This is a genomic window from Microbacterium sp. NPDC056044, from assembly GCF_042267145.1.
Taxonomy (GTDB): Bacteria; Actinomycetota; Actinomycetes; order Actinomycetales; family Microbacteriaceae; genus Microbacterium.
Map to the genome: position 1 here is coordinate 195,847 of NZ_JBHJWZ010000007.1, position 24,533 is coordinate 220,379.

A 24,533-nucleotide genomic window follows, 5' to 3' on the forward strand; every position below is an offset into this window, starting at 1 on the left:
CTACGAAGGATCGGCGAATCGCCGGGCGATATCGCGGAACGACGGGTGCACCTCGCGGTAGCTGACCAGCCTGACGTCCAGCCCCGCATGCTCGATGATGCCGAGCGCGCGCACGATGGCGTCGTCGATCCACGCGTCATCGTTGCCGAACACGCCACCACCGACGCGGGTGAGCAGGACGGGCTCGTCGCGGCCGACCGCCGCGAGCAGCGTCGCCTCGTACGTCGCCTCCAGGATCAGCCGGGCGAACGCCTCCCAGGCCGACGCGCGGCCCGCCCCGTACGCGACCGGCAGCGCCGAGCAGAACGCCTGCGAGACGATGCGCCGAGGCCCTTCTCTCACATCGGTGACCTCGACATCGCGATGCAGGCCGATCGCGACGAGGCCCCGCAGCTCGTCGGCGTCGGCGCCGGACAGGCCGTCGACGGCGGCGAGTCCCTCCGGCGTGCAGAGCGCATAGCCGTTGCGCATGGTCCACAACGCGTCGACCGACGTGCTCAGCTTCTCGGCGAGCCTGCCGCCCACCCTGTCCAGCCCGTCGATCTGGCGGTCGCTCGTCTGCCCCCGCTCGCCGTCCACCTCGGCGAAGTAGTTGCGGTAGATCGTGGCGGCACCCGCGGCGATCGCACAGGCCGGGCCCTGGGTGTGGTCGTGCGCGTAGCGGGTGACGCCGTCCTCGGGAGTGATGCTCGGACCGGCCATCTCGAGCAGATTGAACTGCGACGCCACCTGGAACAGCGTGCCGGCGAGGTCGGGGTCGCTGTGCATGGCGCGGGCATCGCCGGTCACGCAGCGCACGGTCGTGCGTCCGCCGGTGGGGATGGTCGTACGCCGGCGCAAGTCGTCGAGCGTCGGAACCTCCAGCGCGCCGATGCCGTAGCGCCGGCCGTTGACGGACGAGACGAGTTCGCCGCCGTCGATGCGGAGCTTCTCGCGGGTGGCGTCGTAGCCCTCCTCGCGGAAGCCGGTGAGCGATTCGAACCAGTCCACGTCGCGTCCTCCTGCTCAGATGCCGTGGGTCAGCAGGTGTGAGCGACCCAACCTATCGCGCGGTGCGCAGACCCGCGTGAGGGGCCTGGTGCGAGGCGGGCCGACTTAGCCTGGAAGGACGCCGCTCCCGCCGAACCCGGAGGAATCATGGACCTCGCCGACCTTCTCGACGCGCTCAACGCCGGCCGCACCATCACGGGCGACTCGCCGCTGCACCGCGTCATGCATGAGACCAGCCAGGAGGCGCTGCGCATCACGGGCGAGCTCAACGGCGGGTACCACGAGCCGGCGCGGGTGCGCGAGCTGCTGTCGGCTCTCATCGGAAAGCCCGTCGACGAGACCGTCACGGTGTTCCCGCCGTTCTCGGCCGACTTCGGCAAGAACATCACGCTCGGCAAGCGCGTCTTCATCAACTCGGGCTGCAGGTTCCAGGACCAGGGCGGCATCGAGATCGGTGACGACTGCCTGATCGGCCACAACGCGGTGCTGGCGACCTTGAACCACGACATCGACCCCGCCCGCCGGGCCGACCTGATCCCGGCGCCGATCCGCATCGGCCGCAACGTCTGGATCGGCGCGAACGTCACGGTCCTGCCGGGTGTCACGATCGGCGACAACGCCGTGGTCGCGGCGGCCTCCGTCGTCACGAAGGACGTGCCGGCCGACACCGTCGTCGTGGGCTCTCCCGCTCGCGCGCGCCGCACCGTCACCGCCTGACGCGAACCGCCGATCGGTTCAGGACGCCGGAGGCGCCGGCCGCGTCGCCTCCTCGAGCAGCTCGAGCACGTGCCGGTAGTCCGCGCCCGTGGCCCGCGTCATGCCGAGCTCGCACGTGCGATTGCACGACGCGTGCGCGTCGGCGCCCAGCGCCCTCACCTCGGCGGCCTCGGCGGCCGTGGCGGAGGCGGTGAGCTCGGGATGCAGCATCCCGCGGTCTCCGGCGAAGCCGCAGCACGACCACGCGTCCGGCACGACCACCTCCCCGGCGACGGCTTCGGCCACGCGGCGCAGGGCCGGATCCAGGCCGAGCTGCGTCGACGAGCAGGTGGGGTGCAGTGCCAGGGTCCCGACGACCGGTGCGACCTCGCCCAGGCGGGGGAGCAGCACGCGTTCTGCGAAGGCGACGGCGTCTTCGACACGCGCGTCGACGCCGGCGTCGGCGAGCAGGTGGATGAAGCCCTCCGTGCAGCTCGAGGCATCCGTCACGATCGTGAGCTCGCCGCCGCGCGGCGCGTCCGTGAGCGACGCGGCCACCCTGCGGGCCATCACCTCGCGCCCGCCCGCGTAGCCCTTCGAGGTCCAGGGGGTGCTGCAGCACAGCGCGTCGACGCCGTCCGGCACTGCGAGACGCACGCCCGCCCGCTCGGCGAGTCGGCGGAACGCCTCGGTCACCCCCACCCCGTCGCCCGCAGGGCCGAACATGGCGTTGACGCAGGCAGGAAGGAAGACCGCGACCGGCGCCGACTCCTCGCCCGTGCCGACGGTCGCGCCGAGGCGCGAGCGCGCGCGCCCGCCGCGGGGGAGATCGTCCGAGTAGCGCGGCACGGTGTCGGCGCCGAGCACGGCGCGGCTGACGTCCGTCGCCGCGGTGACGAGGGTCGCGGGCAGCTTGTCGGCCACCGTGAGGCCGAGGCTCGCGACCCGCGTCGCCCCGCCCCACGCGCGCGCCGCGCCTTTCCACGCCGCGTTCGACAACGCGCCCGCGTCTTCGCGGCGCAGGCGCTTGACGAGGGCGCCGGTGTTGATCAGGACGGGGCACGCGGTCTGGCACATGCCGTCGACGGCGCACGTGTCGACGCCGGCGTAGTCGTAGTCGCGTTCCAGCTCGCTGACGAGCGCATGATCGCCGGATGCCTCGGCCCGGGCGATCGCGCGGCGCGTCACGATCCGCTGGCGGGGCGTGAGGGTGAGGTCCTTGCTCGGGCACACCGGCTCGCAGTAGCCGCACTCGACGCAGCGGTCGGCCTCCGCCTCGATCGGGTCCGCCAGCTTGATGTGGCGCAGATGCGCCTCGGGGTCGTCGTCGATGATGACGCCCGGGTTGAGGATCGCGGCCGGGTCGCACAGTCGCTTGAGCTCGCGCATGACGTCGTAGAGCTCGTCGCCGTACTGCCGTCGCACGTACGGGGCCATGACGCGGCCGGTGCCGTGCTCGGCCTTGAGGTTGCCGCCGGCGTCGAGCACGAGCTCGACCATGTCTTCCGTGAACGCGCGGTACCGCGCGAGCTGATCGGCCGACTCGAAGCGGTCCGTCAGCATGAAGTGGATGTTGCCGTCCTTCGCGTGCCCGAAGATGACGCTGTCGTCGTAGGAGTACCGCTCGAACAGCGCCTGCAGCGTCGCGCAGGTCGGCGCGAGCCGGTCCACGGGAACCACGACGTCTTCGAGCAGCGCCGTCGTGCCGCTCGGGCGCGCACCCGCGACCGAGGCGTAGAGGCCTTTGCGAAGCTTCCACGCGGCGGCGCGCGCGACCGGATCGGAGGAGAAGGATGCCGCGGCCTCGAGCGGCTGGGCCGCCAGCGTCTGCGCGCCTCGCGCGACGAGGTCGGCCAGTTCCTCGTCGTCGTGCGCGTGGAACTCCACGAGGAGCGCGGCCTGGTCGCGCACCGTGAGCCCGGTGATCTCGCGCGGAGCGCCGGCGAGCGACTGCCCGACCCGGAGCGATGTCGCATCCATGAGCTCGAGCGTCGCCGCCCCCGTCGCGACGAGCTCGGGGAGCGCGCGCGTCGCGGCCGCGAGATCGGGGAAGACCGTCAGCGCCGTGGCCATGCGCGGCAGGATCGGCACCGTGCGGTAGGTCGCCTCCGCGACGAATGCCAGAGTCCCCTCGCTGCCGACCACCAGGTGCGCGAGCAGCTGGGCCGGACTGTCGAAGTCGAGGAACGCGTTGACCGCGTACCCCATCGTGTTCTTCATCGCGAACTGACGGCGGATGATCTCGACCGACCGCGGGTTCGAGACCACGCGTTCGCGCAGCTGCATCAGGCGGTCGACGAGGTCTGGCTCGGCGGCCCGGAGCGCCGCGTCGGCATCGGCCGCGCCCGAGTCGACGACCGTGCCCGACGGCAGCACGAACACGAGCGACTCGAGCGTCTGGTAGGTGTTCTCGGTGATGCCGCAGGCCATGCCGCTGGAGTTGTTGTTGACGACGCCGCCGATCGTGCACGCGAGCTCGCTCGCCGGGTCGGGGCCGAGCCGGAACCCGTGGCGTGCGAGCCGCGTGTTGACCTGCCGCACCGTCGCGCCGGGCTGCACGCGCACGCGGCGCCCGCCGTCGAGCACGTCGATGCGGCGGAACCGCTGCCTTACGTCGACGAGCAGGCCGTCGGTGGACGCCTGGCCCGAGAGGCTCGTGCCGCCCGAGCGGAAGGTGAGCCGTGACCGGCTGCGACCGGCTTCGCGCATGACGCGGCCGACCTCGGCCGCATCGGCGGCGACCAGGACCGCCTCGGGGGTGAGCAGGAAGTGCGAGGCGTCGCTCGCGTACGCGACGCGGTCGATGGCGCGGGTCTTTAGGCGGGATGCCTCGGCCACGGCGTGCGTGATTGCCTCGGGGACGGCGGCGGGCGGCAGGGTCGCGGGGGCGGCGCTTCTTGCCATGGGGACTCCTCGCTGAGCTAGACTGCAATCACATTCAAGAGAGAATGGATATGCAAGCTCCTATGGACATGCAGACTAGCGGATCGCCCGCCGTGATCTCCACTGAGCCCGGCCTCTCCCGCGATGGCGTCGAGCGGTACTGGGAGAGCACCGCGCCGGGAGCCGGACGACGGATGCCGCGAGCCGACGCCGTCACCGACGCCCCGGTGCTGAGTCTCAACGGCGTGTGGCGCTTCCGGCTCTCGCCGACCGCCGCGGGAACCGGATCGGAGTGGATCGCCGACGACTTCGACGACGCGGGCTGGGATGCGATGCCCGTGCCGTCGCACTGGGTGCTCGAGGAGTTCACGCCGCTCGCGGGCGGCCCCGCGCGCCGCATGCTCGGCACCGACGAGGGGCCGCTCTACACGAACACCGCATACCCGATCCCGCTCGATCCGCCCCGCGTCCCGACCGAGAACCCGACCGGCGACTACCGGCTCGTCTTCGACGTGCCCGAGGCCTTCGGCCCGGCGGTGCTGCGCTTCCAGGGCGTCGACTCGTGCGCCAAGGTCTGGCTCAACGGCGAGGAGCTCGGCTGGTCGACCGGCAGCCGCCTGCCGTTCGAGTTCGACGCGCCCGTGCGCACGGGCCGCAACGTGCTCTGCGTGCGCGTGCACCGCTGGTCGGCGGGCACGTACCTCGAGGACCAGGACATGTGGTGGCTCCCCGGCATCTTCCGCGACGTCGAGCTCCTCGCGCGTCCCGAGGGGGCCATCGACGACCACTTCGTGCACGCCGACTACGACGCCGCGACGGGCATCGGCACGTTGCGGGTGGATGCCTCGACCGAGGCGGTCGTCGAGATCCCCGAGCTCGGCATCCGCACGCCGGCCGGCGAGACCGCGACGGTCGCCGTCGAGCCGTGGAGCGCGGAGCGGCCGCGCCTGTACCGCGGCACGCTGCGCTCGAGCGGCGAGACGGTCGAGCTCGCCGTCGGGTTCCGACACGTGGAGGTCGTCGACGGCGTGTTCACGGTGAACGGCCGACCCGTCACATTCCGCGGCGTCAATCGCCACGAGCACCACCCCGACTCCGGGCGCACGCTCGACCGCGACACGATGATCCGCGACATCGTGCTCATGAAGCGGGCGAACATCGACGCGGTGCGCACCAGCCACTACCCGCCGCATCCGGAGTTCCTTCGTCTGTGCGACGAGTACGGGCTGTGGGTGATCGTCGAGGCCGACCTCGAGACGCACGGCTTCATCTACGAGGGGTGGGCGCACAACCCGCCGGCGCTTCCCGAGTGGCGCGACGCCGTCATGGATCGCCTGCACCGCACGGTCGAGCCGCACAAGAACCACCCGAGCATCGTCGTCTGGTCGCTCGCCAACGAGAGCATGACCGGCGACGGCTTCGCCGAGATGCGCCGGTGGCTCGACGAGCGCGATCCGTCCCGCGCGGTGATCTACGAGCGCGACCCGAGCTACCGCGACTCGGACTTCTACTCGCTCATGTATCCGTCGCTCGAGCTGCTCGAGCAGATCGGCCGTCGCGAGGAGCCCCGCGGCGGGCGGCTGAGCATGCACGGCATGGTGTTCAACGAATCCGGGGGCGTCGCGCCGCTGCCGGAGGGCGTCACCGAGGCCGACGAGGAGCGTCGTCGGGGTCTCCCGTTCCTGCTCGTCGAGTACGCCCACGCGCAGGGCAACGGTCCCGGATCGCTGCAGGACTACTGGCGCATCATCCGCGCCCACGACCGCCTCTGCGGCGCCTTCGTGTGGGAGTGGATCGACCACGGATTCAACGCCGTGACCGACGACGGGGCGCCGTTCATCCTGCACGGCGACGACGTCGACTACGAGCCGCGCGGCGGCCGGTTCGGCCTGCACGGGCTGGTGTTCAGCGACCGCACGCCGACCCCGGGCCTCGTCGAATTGACGAAGGCGCACGAGACGATCGCGATCACGATGCGCGGCGACACTGTGCGCATCGCGAGCGACCGCCACAGCGCCGACACGCGTGACCTCGTGTTCCGCTGGTCGGTCGAGGCCGACGGCGACGTCGCCGCGGTCGGCACGCTGCCCGTTCCGGTGCTCGCGCCCGGGGACTCCGTCGAGGTGGAGATTCCGGATGCTGCGGCCACCGCCCTCGCCTCGGGTGCGGCGGACGTCGTGCTCACGGTCGAGGCGGCGCTCGCCGCGGACGAGCTGTGGGCCCCTGCCGGCCACGTCGTGGCCTGGAGTCCGCGCGTCCGCGCGCCCGGCGGCGACACCAATCCCCGCGGCGGCGTCGACGCCGCCGCCGAGAAACCGCGATCCGATCGAGACACCGCGCGTCACGCGGTTTCGCCGCAGGATCGTGGTTTCTCGCGGGCGACCGGCGAGCTCGCGGTCGGGGCGGGGGCGTTCGACCGGGCGACGGGGCGTCTGCTGCGGCTCGGTGACCTCGAGCTCGACGGCCCGGTGCTCGACCTGTATCGCGCGCCCACCGAGAACGACCACGGCCAGGGCGAGACGAACAACATCGCCGGCGTGTGGCGCAAGACGATGCTGCACCGGCTGCTGCACCGCGTCGACGAGGTCGACACAGGCGACGGGCGGCTCCGCGTGAGCGGGCGCACGGCCCCGCGCACGCACCCGCACGGCGTCGCCTGGACGATGACGTGGACCGCCGACGGCGACGGCCTCGTGCTCGAGGTCGACGCCGACTTCGTCGGGCCGTGGAGCGACACCCCGTACATGCATCGAGACATCCTCGTGCCACGCCTCGGGCTGCTGTTCGCACTGCCGGGTGCGGCGGAGCGTGTGACCTGGTTCGGCCGCGGCCCCGGCGAGACGTACGTCGACTCGTTCGAGGCCTCACGCGTCGGGCGGTTCGCCCGGTCGATCGACGATCTCCAGGTGCCCTACCCGGTGCCGCAGGAGAACGGCAACCACGTGCAGACCCGATGGCTCGAAGTCGCGGGCGCCGGCATCCCGTCCCTGCGGGTCGAGGGACGTCCCGAGTTCGACTTCACCGCCCGCCGCTGGACCTCGCACGACCTCGATCGCGCCGCCAAGCCGCATGACCTCGTCGATTCGGGTCGGGTCTGGCTCAACATCGATCACGCGCAGCAGGGCGTGGGCTCAGCATCCGTCGGTCCTGCTCTTCCCGAGCAGTACCGGATCCCGCGCGAGCGCACGACGTGGAGTGTGCGGCTCGAGGCCCGCTGACCAGGTGGCCGTCACCACCGTTACCGCAACCGGCCCCGGTCGGCGCCGTCAGCCCGCTCGGGTGTCGCGAGAAGGGCATTGAACTTCCGGTTCACACAGCCACCCACCCAGGGAGGGTGCACGCAGGCCGACCGCAGCACGCCGAGATGCTGTGTGAACCGGAAGTTCAATCGTGTTTTCGGCAGTTGCCGTCCCGGCGGCCTGCCCGGCCCGGCCCGGCGCGGCGCGGCCTGGCGCGGCGCGTTCGCGCCCAGCAGGCCGGCTCAGAAGCCGTGGGCGATAAGGGTCGCGCCGGCGCCGGCACCGGCGCGCAGCGCGCCGAGAGCCTCGCGCTCGTACTCGGGCACGCGGGCGGGGAGGGCGTCGACGGCGAACCAGGCGAGCTCGGCGCACTTGCGCGGCTCGAGGATCTCGGGCTCGCCGCTCCAGTCGTCGCACACGAAGAACCAGTCGACGCGCTGCTCGATCGGGTTGTCGGTGCCGTCCGTCCGCTGCATGACCGCGACCGGCGTCAGCGCGGCGGGCGACAGCGAGAGCCCGAGCTCTTCGCGCACCTCGCGGATCGCGGCGTCCACGGCGGTCTCGCCGAGCTCGACGTGTCCTGCGGCGCCGGCTGCCCAGCATCCATCCATGTATCCGGTGTTCTGACGCAGCTGCAGCAGCACCGCCCCGCCGCGCCGGAGGTAGACGTACGACGAGGGGACGACGGAGAAGCGGGTCACGGCGCCCCAACCTACCGTCAGCCGAGCGCGGCGACGTCGGTGAACAGGGCGTCCGCCCCCACCTGCCCGCCCTTGAGCAGCAGTTCGAGTCCGTCGATCGCGGGGTCGGCGGCGTGCGCCCGCAGCAGCACGACGTTGCCCCACGGGTTCGCGGCGATCGAGAGTGACTCCACACCGAGCAGGCGCGTGACGCGGCTGGACGTGTCGCCGCCGCACACGATCACGCGGCGTGCCGCGCCGTCGCGGGCGACGGTGGAGATGACGGATGCTGCGGCCTCCGCGATCGCCTCGAGCACGGGGCGCTCCCCGGCCGACGTCGCGTCGGCGTCGTCCGACGTGAGCACGACGCCGCGTCCGGCGCGCAGCGCGGCGATCACCTCGGGCACGACCGCCGCCCGTCCGGGCGCAGCGAGTGGCAGCGGCTGCACCAGCCAGCCGGCGGCAGCTGCGGCATCCGCCTGCCGGCGCGTCTGCGCCGAACGGCTGCCCGATACGACGAGCACCGGCCCCGTCGACGGGGTCGATGCCGGGATGGCGGGGCCGCTGCGCGGGTGCGCGGCGGCGATGCCGTGGGACAGACCTCCCGAGCCGATCGCGAACACCGGAGCGGGAAGGGCCGCGACCGCCTCGCCGACGGTCACGAGGTGCTCGTCGGTGATGGCGTCGAGGACCAGCGCCGACTCGGAGGCGCGGCGCAGCAGCGCCTCGAGATCGTCGAAGGCGACGAGCGGGATCGAGCCGATGGGCAGGTCCGTCTGGTGGCCGATGTGGACCGCGAGGTCGGCCTCGGTCATCGGGGTCGAGGGGTGGTGCGACATCGTCGGCTGCCGGTCGAGCCGGTACACCGTGCCCCGCTCAGCGGCGAAGTGCTGGCCGAACAGCGTGTACCGCCCGAAGTCGGGCTGGGCGAACAGCATAGGCACCGGGCGCTCGCCGAACGCCTCACGCGCGAGCTCGACAACGCGCCCGAGGCTCCCCATGCCCGGCGCGGAGTCGGCCGTGGAGCACGCCTTGTATTGCACGATCGCCGGCTCCAGCTCGGCGAAGGCGGCGAGCACCGGCCGCAGTTCCGCGTCCATCTCGTCGGGCGCGAGCGAACGCGAGATGCCGGCCACGCCGACCACGTCCACCTCGCGCGCCGCGCGGGCCAGGGCGGCAGCATCCGGAAGTCCCGTGAAGAGCCGCCCCGTCCAGCCGCGCCGCGCGAACTGCAGCAGCGCGTCGACGCTGCCGGTGAAGTCGTCGCCGTAGAACAGCGCGGCGCCGCGAGAGGCGTCAAGCACGAACAGGACCGAAGAGCTCGGCGGCCCGCCGGAGGGCCTCCGACGTCGAGAAGGCGTCGTCGATGCTCTCACCCCGTGCCGCCGACGCCCACGCGTCGCGCATGCTCGCGACCCCCGCTGCGGCGCCGTCGGGATGGCCGTGGATGCCGCCGCCGGCGAGCACGAGGAGATCGGTCGTGCCGACCGCGGCATAGGTGGCGTGCGCGAGCCCGCCCCACTGTCCCGACGACAGCACGGGGAGCGTCGGCGTCAGGCCGAGGAGCGGCTCACGCACCGCGGCGATGGAGTCGAGCACCTGTTCGTCCGTCTCGTAGAACTTGTTGCTGATGCCGTTCGTGTGCAGGTGATCGGCGCCGGCGAGGCGCGCGAGCTTCTGCCACGCCCGGAACCCTATCCCGACCTGCTCGGAGCGCCCGAACGAGCCGAACATCGCGCGGTGGCCGTGGATCGGCACGCTGCTGTGGCTGCGGAGGAACTCGAGGCCCGGCAGGCCGATGAGGTTGATGCACGCCATCACGCACGTGCCGCCGGCGGCCACCACGAGGTCGTGGTTGGCCTCCAGCCGCCCGATGTCGTCCGTGATGTTGAACGCGTACATCGGCTTGCGGCCGGTGCGGTCGGCGTAGCGCTCGAGCACCGGCATCACCGCGGCGACCCGCTCGGCCAGCGGCGCGCTCGGCCCGTTGCCCTGCAGTTCGTCGTCCTTGATGAAGTCGATCCCCGACTCGGCGAGCTGGCCGACGACCTCGGCGAGGTCGGCGGGGGACAGGCCGATGCTGGGCTTGACGATCGTGCCGATGAGCGCGCCCTCGGGGCGGCCGACCAGCCGGCGCGTGCCCTCGACCCCGAACGCGGGGCCGGCGTAGCGCTCGGCGAACGCCGGCGGCAGCTCGAGGTCGACCAGGCGGATCGCCGCCAGTTCCTTGATCTCGAAGAGGTTGCCGGCGACGGCGGCGAGCAGGTTCGGCAGCGACGGGCCGAAGTTGTCGAGCGGGAACCGCAGCCGCATCCGTGCACGCCGCCGCAGCGCGGGATCGCCGACGGCGCCGGGCAGGGGCGAGGCGCCGGTGAGGGGCAGCTCGTCGATGGACTCGACCTGGGCGGCGAAGCGCGCGCGCAGGTCGTCGGACTCGCGCTCGACCCGCACGAACGTGCCGGTCGACTGCTCGCCGGCGAGCACCTCGGCGGCCTGCCGGAGCGGCAGCGAGGTCTCGATGATGTACGTCGCGACGACGTGCGGGGACGTGAAGGAAGACGAGGACATGCGCGTCACCAGACCAGCGGGAGCCAGACCGACATCTCGCCGGCGCCGCGATTGCCCCACGCGAAGTAGGGGATCAATCGCACAGGGGCCGTCGTGAGCGCGGTGTCGGCGAGGTCGTCGTACAGCGCGTCCTCGTCGGAGTCCGGGAGGATGACCGCCTCGGTGTCGAGCGCGATCACGCGGTGACCCGCGACCTCGGCCTCGACGGGGGAGAGCGCCGTGCCGCGCCGCAGTGCGACCTGCTCGAGCACGACGCCCTCGGGAAGGTCGGCGCTCTCGACGCAGTAAACCACCGGTCCGCGGCGCACGGCGACCTGGTTCGTCGCCTCCTCGGCGAGGCGGTGGGCGCGCAGCACGCGCACCGGCATCGGCAGTGTCAGCTCGACCACGTCGCCCGGCTGCCACTCGCGTTCGATCCGCGTGTACGAGCCGGGGGCGGTCACCGCCACGGGCGAGCCGTTGACGGTGAGCGACGCCCCCGACGACCAGCCCGGAATACGGAGGTGGAGCGGGAGACCGCCGGCCGCAGCATCCGTCACCGTGAACGTCAGCTGCTCGCTCCAGGGGTAGTCGCCGTCCTCACGCAGGGCGAGGCGGCGCCCGTCGTCGGTCGTCACATCGAGCGTGCTGCCGCCGTACAGGTGGACGAACAGGCCCTCGTCGCCGATCGAGGCCGCGCGCTCGTGGAACCGCGCGAGCGTGCGTGCGATGTTGGGCGGGCAGCAGAAGCAACTGAGGAACGGCTCACGCAGGCGCTCATCCGACGGCGGCGGCGCCGGCACCGGGTGGATCGCGGTGTCGCCCGGGCGGCGGAGCGGATAGGGGAGGTCCCGCACCTGGCGCAGCGCGTTCGTATAGAAGTACTCGGAGCCCGCGAGGCTGATGCTCGACAGCAGGCTGTTGAAGGCCACCTGCTCGATGACATCGGCGTAGGTCGCGTCGCCCGTGAGCGCCAGCATCCGCTCGCCCCACAGGATCAGGCCGATGTTCGCGCACGATTCGTTGTGGGCGGTGGTGTGCGGCAGCTGGTACGCCCGGCCGTAGGCCTGGTGCACGCGGCTGATCTGGTCCTGCCACGGCGAGCCGTCGGGGGAGGCGCCGTCGTAGAGGGCGCCGGCGCCGCCGGTGATGTAGAGCTTGGTGTCGACCACGTCGCGCCACAGGTTCTCGAGCACGGACTCGAGCTCCTCGTCGCCGGTCTCGGCGACGAGGTCGGCGAGACCCGCATAGAGGTAGTTGGCACGCACGGCGTGACCCGCGACGACCGTCTGCTCGCGGACGGGCACGCGGTCCTGGTTGTCGTCGCCGCCCGCGAAGTCGTCGCGGACGCGGATGAACGCCTCCGACAGGCGCAGGTACTGCTCGTCGCCGGTCGCGCGGTAGAGGTCGATGACCGCCATGTAGTGCGACGGGCAGATCGCGGAGCGGGCGAGCTCCAGCGGCTTGTTGGTCGCAAGGTCCTCGAGGAACGCCGCCGCCTTGCGCGCGGCCTCGAGCAGCGTGGTCGAGCCCGTCACCTCGTAGTGGCGGACGCCGGCCGTGATGAGGTGGCCGAGGTTGTACGTCTCGAAGTTGAAGCGGTCGGCGAGCGCGATCGCGTCCTCGTGATTGCGCGTCGAGATGATGGTCGGCGTGTGGAGGTAGCCGTCCTCGCGCTGCACCGAGGCGATGAGCCGTGCGATCTCCTCGATGCGCGCGGCCAGTTCGGGGTCGGGATCGGTCTCGAGCCGCGCGATGGCCGCCTCGAGCCACTTGTAGAAGTCGCCGTCCATGAACGGCGGGCCAGCGTGGGCGCCCTCTTCGAGCCCCGCGGCGATGCGGAAGTTCGTGAGCCCGGCACTGACGGCCGGGTCGCTCAGCGAGGACCAGATCTGGGGGATGGTGACGTCGCGCGTCCGATCGTGGACGTCGCCCCAGAAGCCGCGCGCCCAGCGCGCGCTGTCGGCGCCCAGTGGTCGCAGCCGGGCGTGAGCCCGCGTCGCGGTCGTGGCGGTCATGGCTGTTCCTTCCGAGTGGCGTTCAGTCTCGTGCTCGTCGTCGTGTGGCGGCAAGCCGGTCCTGATGCGGGCCAGGTGATACGGCGCTGAAACTTCTCGCAACGCTGCATGGAAATGCAGTCTAGCCCCTGAATCGTCTCAAAGTGAATAGAATTTCAGTACTGACTGTTGACACACGTCGAAATCGTGCCTACTGTCGTGCTCGTACCTTTCACCCGCATGGTCGTCGTCAAGGAGGACGCTATGAACACCCGCAGCAACCGCCGCCGCATCGCGGCGCTGGGAATCGCAATGGCCGCGGTGCTGCCGCTGGCCGCCTGTGCCGGAGGCGGCACCCCCGCTCCCGGGTCGTCGGAGGCGGGCGGCGGAGCCGGAGGCACCGACCCTGAAGCCTTCACGGTCATGACGGCGAACGAGAACCCGGTGCTCGAGGAGCAGCTCACCGCGCTGTCGGAGGGTGCGTGCAAGGCCGAGAACGAAGCGCTGCCGCTCGAGCACCAGAAGGTCGCGCAGGCCGACACCGTCCAGAAGGTGACGCTGCTCGCCAGCCAGGGCGCGCTGCCCACCCACACCATCGCCGGCACCGCGCTCATCCGCCCCGACGGCGACCTCAACGCGGCCGGCCTCGTGGGCGACCTCAAGGCCGCTCTCGAAGGCGCCGGCACGTGGGACAACGTCCTGCCGGCCGCGGCGTCCACCGTCGAGCAGGTGTACGGCGGCATGTACTCGATGCCGTACCAGTACAACGTCGAGGGCATCTTCTACAACAAGGAGATCTTCGCCGACAACGGCATCGAGGAGCCCCAGACCTGGGACGACCTGCTCGACGCCGCCGCGACCCTGCAGGATGCCGGCATCACCCCGGTGACCGAGGCCGGCGCCGCCGGCTGGCCGCTCACGCGCATCCTGGGCATGTACATCTTCCGCAACGTCGGCCCCGAGGCCATGGTCGCGATCCGCGACGGCAAGGCGAAGCTCACCGACCCCGAGTACGTCGAGGGCGCGCAGGCGCTCGCCGACTTCGCGGAGGCCGGCTACTTCGGCGAGGGCTTCTCGACGCGCGACAACGACACCTCGACCAACATGTTCCTCACCGGCCAGGCGGCGATGACGTACGACGGCTCGTGGCTGCTCAGCGCCATCAACGACCCGGCCCGCAACCAGATCGGCGGCGAGAACGTCGGCTTCATGCCGTTCCCCGAGGTCGACGGCGGCAAGGGCGCGATCGACCAGTACGCCGCGAACGCGGGTGCGCCGATGATCATCAACGCCGAGCAGTTCGGCCCGAAGGTCGTCGACTGGATCAGCTGCATCGCCGAGAACTACGGCCAGCAGGCTCTTCAGGATGCCGGCGTGATCTCGGGCTTCAAGGTGAACGGCGACGTCACCGACATCTCGGAGAACACCGCTGAGATCCAGGAGCGGATCGCGGGCATCGACCAGACCGTACTGTGGTTCGAGGCCCTGATGGACTCGAAGAGCAACTCGCTCGCGTCGACCAACGGCACCCTCCTCACGACCGGCCAGATGACCGCCGAGGAGTACATGTCGCAGCTCCAGGCGAGCATCGACGCCAACGGCTGAGACCCCGTACCGGCTCCCCGGGCACTGGCCCGGGGAGCCGGCTCTTCGACAGAGAAAGCAGTTCGCAGATGAACTCGATCTTCGGAGATCGGAAGACGATCTTCATCCTGCTGGCACCGGCCCTGGTGCTCTACACCCTGCTGAAGGTGGTGCCGGTCGGCTGGTCCCTCGGCCTCTCGTTCTTCGAGGGCAACTCGCTCCGCGGGTTCGAGTGGGTGGGCCTGCAGAACTTCGCCACCTTCTTCACTGACCCGAATGCGCTCCAGTCGATGTGGGTCAGCGTGTTCTTCGCGATCGTCGCCACGATCGGCCAGGTCGCCCTGGGCTACGGTCTCGCCCTCCTCTACGTCTTCGTGCTCCGCAAGGGCTCGACCCTGGTGCGGACGTTCGTCTTCTTCCCGACCGTGCTCCCGACGGTGGCGGTGGCGCTGCTGTTCCGCAGCTTCGTCGCCGTCGGAGACAACCAGGGCCCGGTCAACGACATCATCAACTTCTTCGGCGGTGAGAGCGTCGAGGTGCTCGCCTCCACCGTGGGCACGATGACGCTCGCGATCCTCATGACGCTGTGGAGCTCGATGGGCTTCTACGCCGTCCTCCTCTACGCGGGGCTCCTCGACATCCCCGAGGAGGTCATCGAGTCCGCCCGCCTCGACGGCGCCAACGGACTGAAGCTCGTCCGCCACATCGTCGTGCCGCTGTCGCTGCCGATCCTGCTGTCGTCGATCATCTTCAGCCTCAACGCCACGCTCAAGGTCTTCGACAGCCTGCTCGCCCTCAACGGCGGCGGCCCCGGCACGTCGACCGCGCCGATGACGCTGTACATGTACCGCACCGCGTTCGAGTACGCCGAGTACGGCTACGGATCGACGATCGCCGTCCTCCTGACCGCGCTGTGCCTGGTGTTCACCCTCGCGATCTTCCGATCGTCGCGTCGCAAGGCGGAGGCCTGACATGACTCTCACGCACACCGAGAAGCCGGCCTACACGGTCGCGACCCCGACCGTGCGCAAGCCGGGACCTGGTCGCGCGCAGCGCACCTTCGTGAAGGCGCTCCGCCGCCTGCCGGTCTGGATCCTCGTCGCGGTCCTGATGGTCGTGGTGCTGTACCCGCAGGTCTGGATGGTGCTCGGCTCGTTCAAGACGCAGTCCGAGTTCCTCTCGAACCCCGCGCTGTCGCTGCCCGAGACCTGGAACTTCGACAACTACGTCACCGCGCTCACCAACGGCAACGTCGCCCGCAACTGGCTCAACAGCGTGCTCGTCACCATCCCGTCGGTGATCTTCATCGTCTTCATCGGCGTCGCCGCCGGCTATGCGCTCGAGGTGATGATCTGGAAGGGCCGCAACGGGGTCCTGCTCTACATCCTCGCGGGCATCATGGTGCCGGGGCAGATGATCCTGGTGCCGCTGTTCATCACCTACTTCCGGATCGGCATCACCGACACGCTCTGGCCGCTCATCATCACGTACACGGTGATGGGCCTGCCGCTCACGACGTTCCTCATGGCGACATACTTCCGGTCGGTGCCGCGCGAGATCTTCGAGGCGGCCACCGTCGACGGGTCGGGGCCGCTGCGGTCGTTCTTCGTGATCGGCATCCCGATGATGAAGAACGCGATCCTCACGATCGGCCTCGTGCAGTTCTTCAGCGTGTGGAACGACCTGCTCATCGCGCTGACCTTCACCACGCGACCCGACCTCGCCACGATCCAGGTGGGCCTGCTGAGCCTCAGCGACGAGTACGGATCGACCCAGTACGGGCCGTTGTTCGCGGCGGTCAGCATCAACATCGTGGTGCTGCTGATCCTGTTCCTCACGCTCAACAAGAAGATCATGGCCGGCATGTCCGGCGGCGCCCTCAAGGGCTGAGAAGCTGAAAGGCTGGTCTCGTGACCACGACCGCTCCCCGCATCGCTTTCCTGCACACCGGCGCCGTCAACATCGCTCCGTTCGGAGCGCTCGCGGCGGAGTTCCTCCCCGGCGCGACCGTCGTGAACTACCTCGACGACCGCATCGTGGCCGACCTCGGCGACGAGGCGCGCGCGGACTCGGTGCCCGAGCGCATCGACGACCTCGTGCGCGCGGCGGCGGCAGGGGGAGCGGATGCCGTGATGTTCACGTGCTCGTCGATCTCCGAGCTCGCCGCACCCGCCGCCGCGGCGGCAGGCGTGCCCGTGCTCCGGGTGGATGAGGCGATGGCGGATGCTGCGGTCCGAGCCGGACGCCGCGTGCGCGTGCTCGCGACCCTGCCCACGACCTGCCGCCCGACCCTGGGCCTGCTCGAGGAGCGCGCTGCGCTCGCCGGCGTCGAGCCGGAGTTCACGAGCGAGGTCATCGAGGGCGCGTTCGCGGCGGTCGCCGGCGGCGACCGCCCGACCCACGACCGCCTCGTGGCCGCCGCCATCGAGCGCGGCGCCGCCGAGGCCGACGTGATCGTGCTGGCCCAGGCTTCCATGGCCTCCGCGGCCGACGCTGTGTCGGTCGACGTGCCGGTGCTCACGAGCCCCCGCCTCGGCGTCGAGCGCCTGGCGGCCTCCCTCGCCCAGCGCTGACGCGGTCAGCGAGGCTGCGGTCAGCGAGGCCGCGGTCAGCGGGCCGCGAGGGCCTCGGCCGAGCGGAGGTCGGTCACGAGCGTCGTGACCCAGTCGCCCGCGAGGGCGCCGTGGATCGCCTCGAGCTTGCGCTCGCCGCCGGCGATGCCGACGCGGCGGGGGATGCGGCGGAGGTTCTCCACCGTGATCGCGATGATGCGGTCGTCGAGCGCGCCGCGCACGAGCGAGCCGTCGCCGCGGAAGATGCGGTGACAGATGTCGCCGACGGCGCCCTCGTCGAGCAGCGCCTGACGCTCGTCGGCCGCGAACGCGTTGCCGCTGGCGGCGAGGGCGTCGGACGGCTCGATGCTCCCGATGCCCATGATGGCCATGGTCAGCTCGTTCCAGTGGCGCGCGACCTCCTGCATCGACGGGTCCTGCAGCAGGCTGTCGCGGATCGCGGGATCGCCGACGACGCCCGGCGCCTGGACGTAGACGGGCTCCGCGCCCAGCGTGCGGGCGAGCTCGCCGAGGAGGCGGTTCGAGTGGCTCTGCGCCTCGGGGGCGCCGACGCCGCCGAGCAGCTGCACCACCTCGGTCGCGCCGCGCACCGTGAACGGGCGCATGCGGTCGACCATCGCGAGGATCGTCTGGCTCCACGACGAGACGCCGATGCGGTCGGTGCCCGACAGGGTCGCCTCGAGGTAGCCGGCGGCTCCCGCGCCGAGCGAGGCGAGCAGTTCGCCCTCGTCGGCGTCGGGGTCGACGTCGACGATGACGGCCTCCGCGAGGCCGTACTTCTCCTCGAGCTGCTCTTCGAGCTCGGCGTAGACGCCCGGGGCGACCGTGACGATGGTGCGGACGATGCCCACGGATTCCGCGCGCTTGAGCAGACGCGAGACCTTCGCCTGTGAGATATTGAGCGCAGCTGCGATGTCGGCCTGACGGACGCCCCGCTCGTGGTACATGCGGGCGACCTTCGTGAGCAGGCGCACCTGCCCGTCGGCGGGCCGGGTGTAGGGCGTCAGGGGCACGGCGTCTCCGATCGTGGCGATCCGATTGAGGATTCGCTAACGAAAGGATATTCACTCTCCGCGCGCGACGCCACCTTTCCCGACACGGGGATTCACACAGCGACCGGGGATTTCGGATGCCGCGGGCCGCGGCATCCGGAATCCCTCACGATCTGCGGGGTCGCTGCGCCGGGGTCAGGCCGGAACGGCGGCCCCTTCGGGGACCGGCGCGACGCGCGTGTGGGTGCCCGGCGCCAGGGTCTCCTCGTCCGCGCCCTCGAGGTCGAGCACGGCCTCGGTGCCGATGGGCACCGTGACCTCGACGTGCAGTCGCCCGCCGTCGATGCGCCACGAGATCGCCGCCTCGCCGTACGCGGTGAGCTGGCGGGCCGAGGCCGACGTGAGCCCGCCGCCGGGGCGCGGCGCGAAGCGGATGCGGCGATAGCCGGGCGCGTCGGGTGCGAGCCCGGCGATCACGCGGTGCATCCAGTCGGCGACGGCGCCGAGCGCGTAGTGGTTGAACGACGTCATCTGGCCCGGGTTGACGGTGCCGTCCGGCAGCAGGGAGTCCCAGCGCTCCCATACCGTGGTCGCGCCCTGCTCGACCTGGTACAGCCACGACGGGCACTCGCGCTCGAGGATGAGGTCGTACGCGGTCGGCACGTGGCCACCCGAGCTCAGCGCATCGGAGACCAGCGGCGTGCCGACGAAGCCCGTCGCGATGCGGTTGCCCGCCGCGCGCACGAGCTCCGCGAGGCGGCGGGCCGCAGCATCCCGTCGCTCCGGATCGGTGATGAGGTCGAACCGCAGGGCGAGCGCGTACGCCGTCTGCGCGTCGCTGGTCATCGTGCCGTCGGCGTTCACATACGCCGCCGCGAACGCCGCGACCACCTCGTCGGCGAGTGCGTCGTAGTGCGCGCTCTCGTCGGCGAGCCCGAGCGCCTCTGCCATGCGCGCGACCGTCCGCGCCGATTTCGCGAAGTACGCGGTGGCGACGAGGTAGCGGTCGGTGAGGGCGTCGGCGGGGTCGTCCGGCGGGGCGGCCGGGTCGAGCCAGTCGCCCAGCTGGAAGCCCGTGTCCCACAGGCGCGACGGGCCCGCGAGCCGCTCGAGCAGGTCGACCCAGCGGTGCGCGCTGTCCCACTGCGCGCGCAGCACGCCGAGGTCGCCGAACCGCTCGTAGAGGGTCCAGGGCAGGAGGGTCGCCACGTCGCCCCACGCGGCGCCCGGACGCATCGGCGTCCACGCCTTGTCGGCGGGGATCACCGGCACGTACCAGGGGACGGTGCCGTCGGGGAGTTGCTCGATCGCGAGGTCCTGGAGCCACCCCGAGAGCATGCCCGAGACGTCGTAGAGGGTGGAGGCCGTCGGCCCGAAGACCTGGATGTCGCCGGTCCAGCCGATCCGCTCGTCGCGCTGCGGGCAGTCGGTGGGGATGTCGACGAAGTTCCCGCGCATGCCCCAGCGCACGTTCTCGTGGAGGCGGTTGAGCGCCGGATCCGAGGACTCGAACCAGCCGGTGCGCTCGAGATCCGTGTGGTAGACGCGGGCGATGAGGGCGCCGGCCGCGGCATCGGCGTCGAGGTCGCCCGGCCAGCCGGTGACCTCGACGAAGCGGAAGCCGTGGAAGGTGAAGCGGGGCTCCCACTCCTCGACCTCGCGGCCGGCGAGCGTGTAGTTGTCGGTCGAGCGTGCATTGCGGAGCGGGCGCGTGTAGATCTCGCCGTCCTGCATGACCTCCGCGGTGCGCAGGCTGACCGTGGTGCCGGCCTCGCCCGAGACCCGGATCCGCACGCGCCCCACGAGGTTCTGCCCGAAGTCGAGGATGCGCGAGCCGCTCGGCCCGGTCAGCACCGCGACCGGGTGCACCTCCTCGGTCGAGCGCACCGGGGAAGCGGTCGGCGCGACGAGCGTCGCGGGGTCGCGGTGGCGCTCCTGCACGCCCTCCCAGGCCGAGTCGTCGTAGCCGGGGGTGGACCAGCCCGGCAGCTCCTCGCGGGCGTCGTAGTCCTCGCCGTCGTAGATGCCGCTCGCCAGGATCGGGCTCGGCGCCGAGCGCCACGAGTGGTCGGTCGCGACGATCTCGCGGGACCCGTCGCTGTAGGTGAGCTCGAGCTGGCCGAGGAACGACTGGTCGTCGCCGTAGAGGTTGCGGAAGCCCCCGCGCCATCCGAGCCGCCCGCGGTACCAGCCGTCGCCGAGCCACGCGCCGAGCGCGTTGTCGCCGGGCGTCACGAGGTCGGTCACGTCGTACGTGTAGTACCGCAGACGCTTGCCGTACACGGTCCAGCCGGGCGAGAGCGCGTCGTCGCCGACGCGGGCGCCGTTGAGCTCCGCCTCGTAGACGCCGTGCGCGGTCGCGTAGAGGCGGGCGCGCACGAGGCCCTCGCGCACGTCGAACCCGCGGCGCACGAGCGAGGGGCGCCGCTCGTCCGACATCGGGTTCTCGTTGCGCGTCGCGCCGACCGGGCGCGCGACCCAGTCCGAGGGCTCGAGCAGCCCGGCCTCGAGGACGGTGGGGACGGATGCTGCGGACCACGCGCCGTCTTCACCGCGAACAGAGATGCGCACCGAGACGATCTCCCGCGAGCGCAGGGGTTCGGCGGGCCAGGGGACGAGCACCTGCTCGCCGGAGTCGATGACGTAGGTCGTGACCTCGCCGCCACGGTCGACCTCGACCGAGTACGACGTCTGGCGCCAGCCGGACGGCGCCGAGGAGACTCGCCACGAGAGCCGGGGCATCCGCTCTCCGATGCCGAGCGGCTCGCGATGGTGTTCGATGCGGGGTGCGTCGACGATGACGGACATCGGGGTCCTTTCGAGAAGAACTGAAACGTTTCGGTTTCAGCGTGTACAGTGAGTGTCGCACCGAATTCGAAACGTTTCAAGCTGAGTTCGAGGGCGCGAGTACACGGAGGTACGACATGCGGATCGGCGTCACCGGCAGCGGCGGCAAGCTCGGGCGGGCCACGGTCGAGAGGCTTCGCGGCGACGGTCACGACGTGATCGGGTTCGACCTCGCGGGAACGCCGGGCCCCGGCTTCACCCGCGTCGACCTCACCGACTTCGGGCAAACGCTCGATGCGTTCCTCTCGGTCACGGCGCGCCACGACGGGCTCGACGCCCTCGTGCACCTGGCGGCGATCCCGGTGAACGGGCTGGTGCCCGACGCGGCGACCTTCCACAACAACGTCACGGTGTCGTTCAACGCGCTGTTCGCCGCGCATCGCGCCGGCATCCGCACGATCGTGCTGGCCTCGAGCATCACGGCGATGGGCTTCCCGTTCGACGAGGCGCCGCCGTCCCTTCCCGTCGACGAGACGTACACCAGCGCCAATAACACCTACGGCCTGGGCAAGGTGGCGGAGGAGGCGATCGCCGCGCAGCTCGTGCGGTGGACGCCCGAGACCTCGATCACCGCGCTGCGGTTCACCAACGTCGTCGCGCCCGACGAGTACGCGACGTTCGAGCGGGCGGCCGAGCCCGGCTACCGCCGCGACCTCGTCGGCTCGTGGGTCGATGCGCGGGACGGGGCGCTCGCGGTCGCCCTCGCGCTGGAGGCCGCCGAACCCGGGTTCGAGGTGTACAACGTCGCGGCGCCCGACTCCGGCAACGCGCAGCCCTCCCGCGAGGTCGCCGCGCGCTGGTTCCCCGGCGCCCCGGTCGCCTCCGACCTCGGCGAGTTCGAGTCGCTCATGTCGACCCGCAAGATCCGCGATCGGCTCGGGTTCGTCGCCGAGCACGACTGGCGCTGACATGTCGCGCCCCGGCATCCGTCAGGTGGCCGCCCGCGCCGGCGTCGCGGTCGGGACGGTCTCGGCGTACCTCAACCACCCCAACCGGGTCTCGGCCGAGCGGGCGCGGCGCATCGCCGAGGCGATCGACGAGCTCGGCTTCGTGCCGTCGAGCGCCGGCCGCCAGCTGCGCCTCGGCGTCAGCAGCCTCATCGGCTACCTCTCGCCCGACGTCAGCAACCCGCACTTCAGCGAGCTCGCGCAGGAGGTCGAGTACCGCGCCGAGCGACTCGGCATGACCGTGTTCTTCGCGCACTCGCACGGCGACCGCGAACGCGAGGACGCGTACCTCGAGGCCTTCGAGCAGCGCCAGGTGCGCGGCATCCTGGTGTCGTCGTTCCAGCCGATCGAGGCGCGGCTCGCGACGATGCGCGAGCGCGGCACGCCCTCGGTCCTCGTCGGACGGCGCGCGTGCGACGAGCGCCAGCCGTCGGTGTCGATCGACGACGTGTCGGGCGGCCGGCAGGCGGGCGAGCACCTCATCGCGAACGGATGCCGCCGTCTCGCCTTCGTCGGCGGACCGCTGCCCGTGCAGCAGGTGGCCGACCGGCTCGACGGCATGCGCAGCGCGGCGGTGGCAGCATCCATCGATCCTCCCGAGGTCGTCGAGGTCGCCGAACGGTCGATCGCCGTCGGACGTGCGGTCGGCGCGGCCCTCGCCGCGCGCCCCGCGGGCGAGCGCCCGGACGGCGTGTTCGCGGCGAACGACGTGCTCGCGCTCGGTCTGCTGCAGGCGCTCGTGGCCGGCGGTGTCTCGGTGCCCGGTGACGTCGCGCTCGTCGGCTACGACGACAACGAGTTCGCCGAGGCCTCGCTCATCCCGCTCACGAGCGTGCGCGCGCGCCACGACGATTTCGGCGCCGCGGCGGTCGATCTGCTGTTCGAGGCGATCGAGCACGGACGCGGTCCGCGCGCCGACGGCGCCACGGCGCAGCGCGTCTACGAGCCCGAGCTGATCGTGCGCGAGAGCTCGCGCCGCGCGCACTGAACTCCCACCCCTCACACGGATACGACATCGAAGGAGAATCCCCGTGTCCTCAGCGCTCCGCGCTCCCCAGCCCGAGCTGTATCGCCCCGTCGAGCTGACGTTCGACGGCAGCGCCGTGATCCCCGCCGACCGCACCCCGCTCGTCGTGCGCGCGCGGCACGAGGGGTCCGGCGCCGAGCGGGAGGTTCCCGGATTCTGGGACGGCGGCACCACCTACCGCGTGCGGTTCGCGCCCGATCTCGAGGGGGAGTGGTCGTGGACGAGTGAGAGCACGGATGCTGCGCTCTCGGGGCACTCCGGCACCTTCGAGGTCGCGCGCGGCGGCGACCACGGGCCGGTGCGCGTGGCGCACCGGTTCCACTTCGCGCACGCGGACGGCACGCCGTTCCGGCCGGTCGGGGCGACCGCGTACAACTGGCTGCACCAGGACGAGCCGCTGTTCTCGTCGACCGTCGACGCGATCGTCGAGGCGGGCTTCAACAAGTTCCGCTTCATGGTGTTCCCGCAGGGCGGTGGGTACATCGAGCACGTCCCGACGCTCATGCCCTTCGAGAAGACGGACGGGCGCTGGGACGTCACGAAGCCCGTGCCGGAGTTCTTCCAGCGGCTCGACCGCGCCGTCGAGGTGCTCGGGGAGCGCGGCATCCAGGCCGACGTGCTGATCTACAACGCGTACGACCGCGGGCAGTTCGGCCTGAACGAGCTCACCGAGGAGGAGGACGCGGTCTACCTGCGCTACCTCGTCGCGCGACTCGCCGCCTTCCCCCACGTGTGGTGGTCGCTGTGCAATGAATTCGACCAGCTCGAGCGCCCGGACGACCGCTGGGACCGCACCGGCGAACTGCTCGCCGAGATCGACCCGTACGACCACCTCCGCTCGATCCACAACTGGATCGAGCTCTACGACAACAACCAGCCGTGGGTCACGCACGCGTCGATCCAGAACGGCGCGGTCACGACCGACTTCGGCCGCGCGAACCTGTACCGCGACGTCTACGGCAAGCCGGTCGTGCTCGACGAGATCAAGTACGAGGGCGACATCCCCGACCGCTGGGGGCACCTCGATGCCGAGCAGCTCGTGCACCAGTTCTGGATCGCCACGGTCGCCGGCACGTACGCCTCGCACGGCGAGAGCTTCGTCACCGACTCGGGAAGCCTGCACATGGTCGAGGGCGGACCGCTCCGCGGCGACTCTCCGGCACGGCTGGGCTTCCTGCGCGCGGTCCTCGAGGAGGTCGACGGCGCGGGCCTCGACCCGATCGACAAGTGGGACGACCCGGCGTACGTCGCCGGCATCCCGCGCCGCCTGTACGTGCAGTACCTCGGCGCCTCGGCACCGGCGACGTGGGACTTCCGCCTGCCGATCGGCGTGCCCGGCGAACGGCCGGAGCCGGGCGACCGGTTCGAGGTCGACATCATCGACACGTGGAACATGACGGTGACCCCGGTCGGCCGCGTCTTCAGCCTCGATGACGTGCAGCGCAACGACGCGTACGATCGCGCGTCGGCCCCGGTGCAGCTGCCCGCGGGCGAGGCGATCGCACTGCGCATCACGCGGATCGGCGGCTGA

17 protein-coding genes are annotated in these 24,533 nt (G+C 71.4%); 9 read left to right on the forward strand and 8 right to left on the reverse strand.

Translation table 11 applies throughout. The features are described 5' to 3' along the window. Entirely contained in the window at window positions 1-990 is a 990-nt protein-coding gene (locus ACFC1I_RS20000; protein ID WP_376013579.1) for a hypothetical protein, read from the reverse strand. A 147-nt stretch (window positions 991-1,137) separates the two neighbouring features. Between ACFC1I_RS20000 and ACFC1I_RS20005 the strand changes: the two genes are divergently transcribed. Beyond that, window positions 1,138-1,707 carry a DapH/DapD/GlmU-related protein gene (locus ACFC1I_RS20005; protein WP_376013581.1) on the forward strand — a complete coding sequence of 190 codons (570 nt, stop codon included), beginning with the start codon at window positions 1,138-1,140 and terminating at the stop codon, window positions 1,705-1,707. Between the two features lie 18 nt (window positions 1,708-1,725). Here the strand turns inward: ACFC1I_RS20005 and ACFC1I_RS20010 are convergent, their stop codons facing one another. Next, window positions 1,726-4,590, reverse strand: coding sequence for an FAD-binding and (Fe-S)-binding domain-containing protein (locus ACFC1I_RS20010; RefSeq protein WP_376013584.1), 2,865 nt, complete (start codon window positions 4,588-4,590; stop codon window positions 1,726-1,728). Between the two features lie 62 nt (window positions 4,591-4,652). On the opposite strand from ACFC1I_RS20010, the gene ACFC1I_RS20015 reads away from it, so the two are divergent. Further along, a complete protein-coding gene (locus ACFC1I_RS20015; RefSeq protein ID WP_376013587.1) occupies window positions 4,653-7,787 on the forward strand; it encodes a glycoside hydrolase family 2 TIM barrel-domain containing protein in 3,135 nt (1,044 codons plus the stop codon). A 263-nt stretch (window positions 7,788-8,050) separates the two neighbouring features. Here the strand turns inward: ACFC1I_RS20015 and ACFC1I_RS20020 are convergent, their stop codons facing one another. Genes ACFC1I_RS20020 through ACFC1I_RS20035 form a run of 4 tightly spaced genes read right to left on the reverse strand, consistent with a single transcriptional unit; the run spans window position 8,051 to window position 13,053 of the window. Beyond that, a complete protein-coding gene (locus tag ACFC1I_RS20020; RefSeq protein ID WP_376013590.1) occupies window positions 8,051-8,509 on the reverse strand; it encodes an NUDIX domain-containing protein in 459 nt (152 codons plus the stop codon). A 17-nt stretch (window positions 8,510-8,526) separates the two neighbouring features. Beyond that, on the reverse strand, window positions 8,527-9,792 hold the full coding sequence (locus tag ACFC1I_RS20025; protein WP_376013593.1) for a four-carbon acid sugar kinase family protein: 1,266 nt from the start codon (window positions 9,790-9,792) through the stop codon (window positions 8,527-8,529). After that, the gene (locus ACFC1I_RS20030) at window positions 9,785-11,056 is read right to left on the reverse strand and encodes a RuBisCO large subunit C-terminal-like domain-containing protein (RefSeq protein WP_376013595.1); all 1,272 of its coding nucleotides are present in this window, start codon (window positions 11,054-11,056) and stop codon (window positions 9,785-9,787) included. The genes ACFC1I_RS20025 and ACFC1I_RS20030 overlap by 8 nt, the downstream gene beginning before the upstream one ends. A gap of 5 nt (window positions 11,057-11,061) precedes the next feature. Continuing rightward, a complete protein-coding gene (locus ACFC1I_RS20035) occupies window positions 11,062-13,053 on the reverse strand; it encodes a glycoside hydrolase family 127 protein (protein ID WP_376013598.1) in 1,992 nt (663 codons plus the stop codon). A gap of 243 nt (window positions 13,054-13,296) precedes the next feature. Between ACFC1I_RS20035 and ACFC1I_RS20040 the strand changes: the two genes are divergently transcribed. The 4 genes from ACFC1I_RS20040 (at window position 13,297) to ACFC1I_RS20055 (ending at window position 17,189) form a co-directional block, all read left to right on the forward strand. Continuing rightward, the gene (locus ACFC1I_RS20040; RefSeq protein ID WP_376013601.1) at window positions 13,297-14,637 is read left to right on the forward strand and encodes an ABC transporter substrate-binding protein; all 1,341 of its coding nucleotides are present in this window, start codon (window positions 13,297-13,299) and stop codon (window positions 14,635-14,637) included. A 68-nt stretch (window positions 14,638-14,705) separates the two neighbouring features. After that, window positions 14,706-15,587: a carbohydrate ABC transporter permease gene (locus ACFC1I_RS20045; protein ID WP_376013603.1), complete on the forward strand. Its 882-nt coding sequence runs from the start codon at window positions 14,706-14,708 to the stop codon at window positions 15,585-15,587. 1 nt (window position 15,588) lies between these two features. Then, window positions 15,589-16,506, forward strand: coding sequence for a carbohydrate ABC transporter permease (locus ACFC1I_RS20050; protein WP_376013605.1), 918 nt, complete (start codon window positions 15,589-15,591; stop codon window positions 16,504-16,506). Between the two features lie 20 nt (window positions 16,507-16,526). Then, a complete protein-coding gene (locus ACFC1I_RS20055; RefSeq protein WP_376013607.1) occupies window positions 16,527-17,189 on the forward strand; it encodes an aspartate/glutamate racemase family protein in 663 nt (220 codons plus the stop codon). A 35-nt stretch (window positions 17,190-17,224) separates the two neighbouring features. Here the strand turns inward: ACFC1I_RS20055 and ACFC1I_RS20060 are convergent, their stop codons facing one another. Further along, the gene (locus tag ACFC1I_RS20060) at window positions 17,225-18,202 is read right to left on the reverse strand and encodes a sugar-binding transcriptional regulator (RefSeq protein WP_376013610.1); all 978 of its coding nucleotides are present in this window, start codon (window positions 18,200-18,202) and stop codon (window positions 17,225-17,227) included. A gap of 174 nt (window positions 18,203-18,376) precedes the next feature. Then, window positions 18,377-20,989, reverse strand: a complete 2,613-nt coding sequence (locus ACFC1I_RS20065) for a family 78 glycoside hydrolase catalytic domain (protein WP_376013612.1) — start codon at window positions 20,987-20,989, stop codon at window positions 18,377-18,379. 116 nt (window positions 20,990-21,105) lie between these two features. Between ACFC1I_RS20065 and ACFC1I_RS20070 the strand changes: the two genes are divergently transcribed. From ACFC1I_RS20070 to ACFC1I_RS20080, 3 genes are read left to right on the forward strand one after another with little or no spacing between them, the layout of a single operon-like run. After that, complete coding sequence (locus ACFC1I_RS20070) at window positions 21,106-21,936, forward strand: NAD-dependent epimerase/dehydratase family protein (RefSeq protein WP_376013615.1); 831 nt, start codon at window positions 21,106-21,108, stop codon at window positions 21,934-21,936. Window position 21,937: 1 nt separating this feature from the next. After that, window positions 21,938-22,963 carry a LacI family DNA-binding transcriptional regulator gene (locus ACFC1I_RS20075; RefSeq protein ID WP_376013617.1) on the forward strand — a complete coding sequence of 342 codons (1,026 nt, stop codon included), beginning with the start codon at window positions 21,938-21,940 and terminating at the stop codon, window positions 22,961-22,963. 43 nt (window positions 22,964-23,006) lie between these two features. Next, entirely contained in the window at window positions 23,007-24,533 is a 1,527-nt protein-coding gene (locus ACFC1I_RS20080) for a DUF4038 domain-containing protein (RefSeq protein WP_376013620.1), read from the forward strand.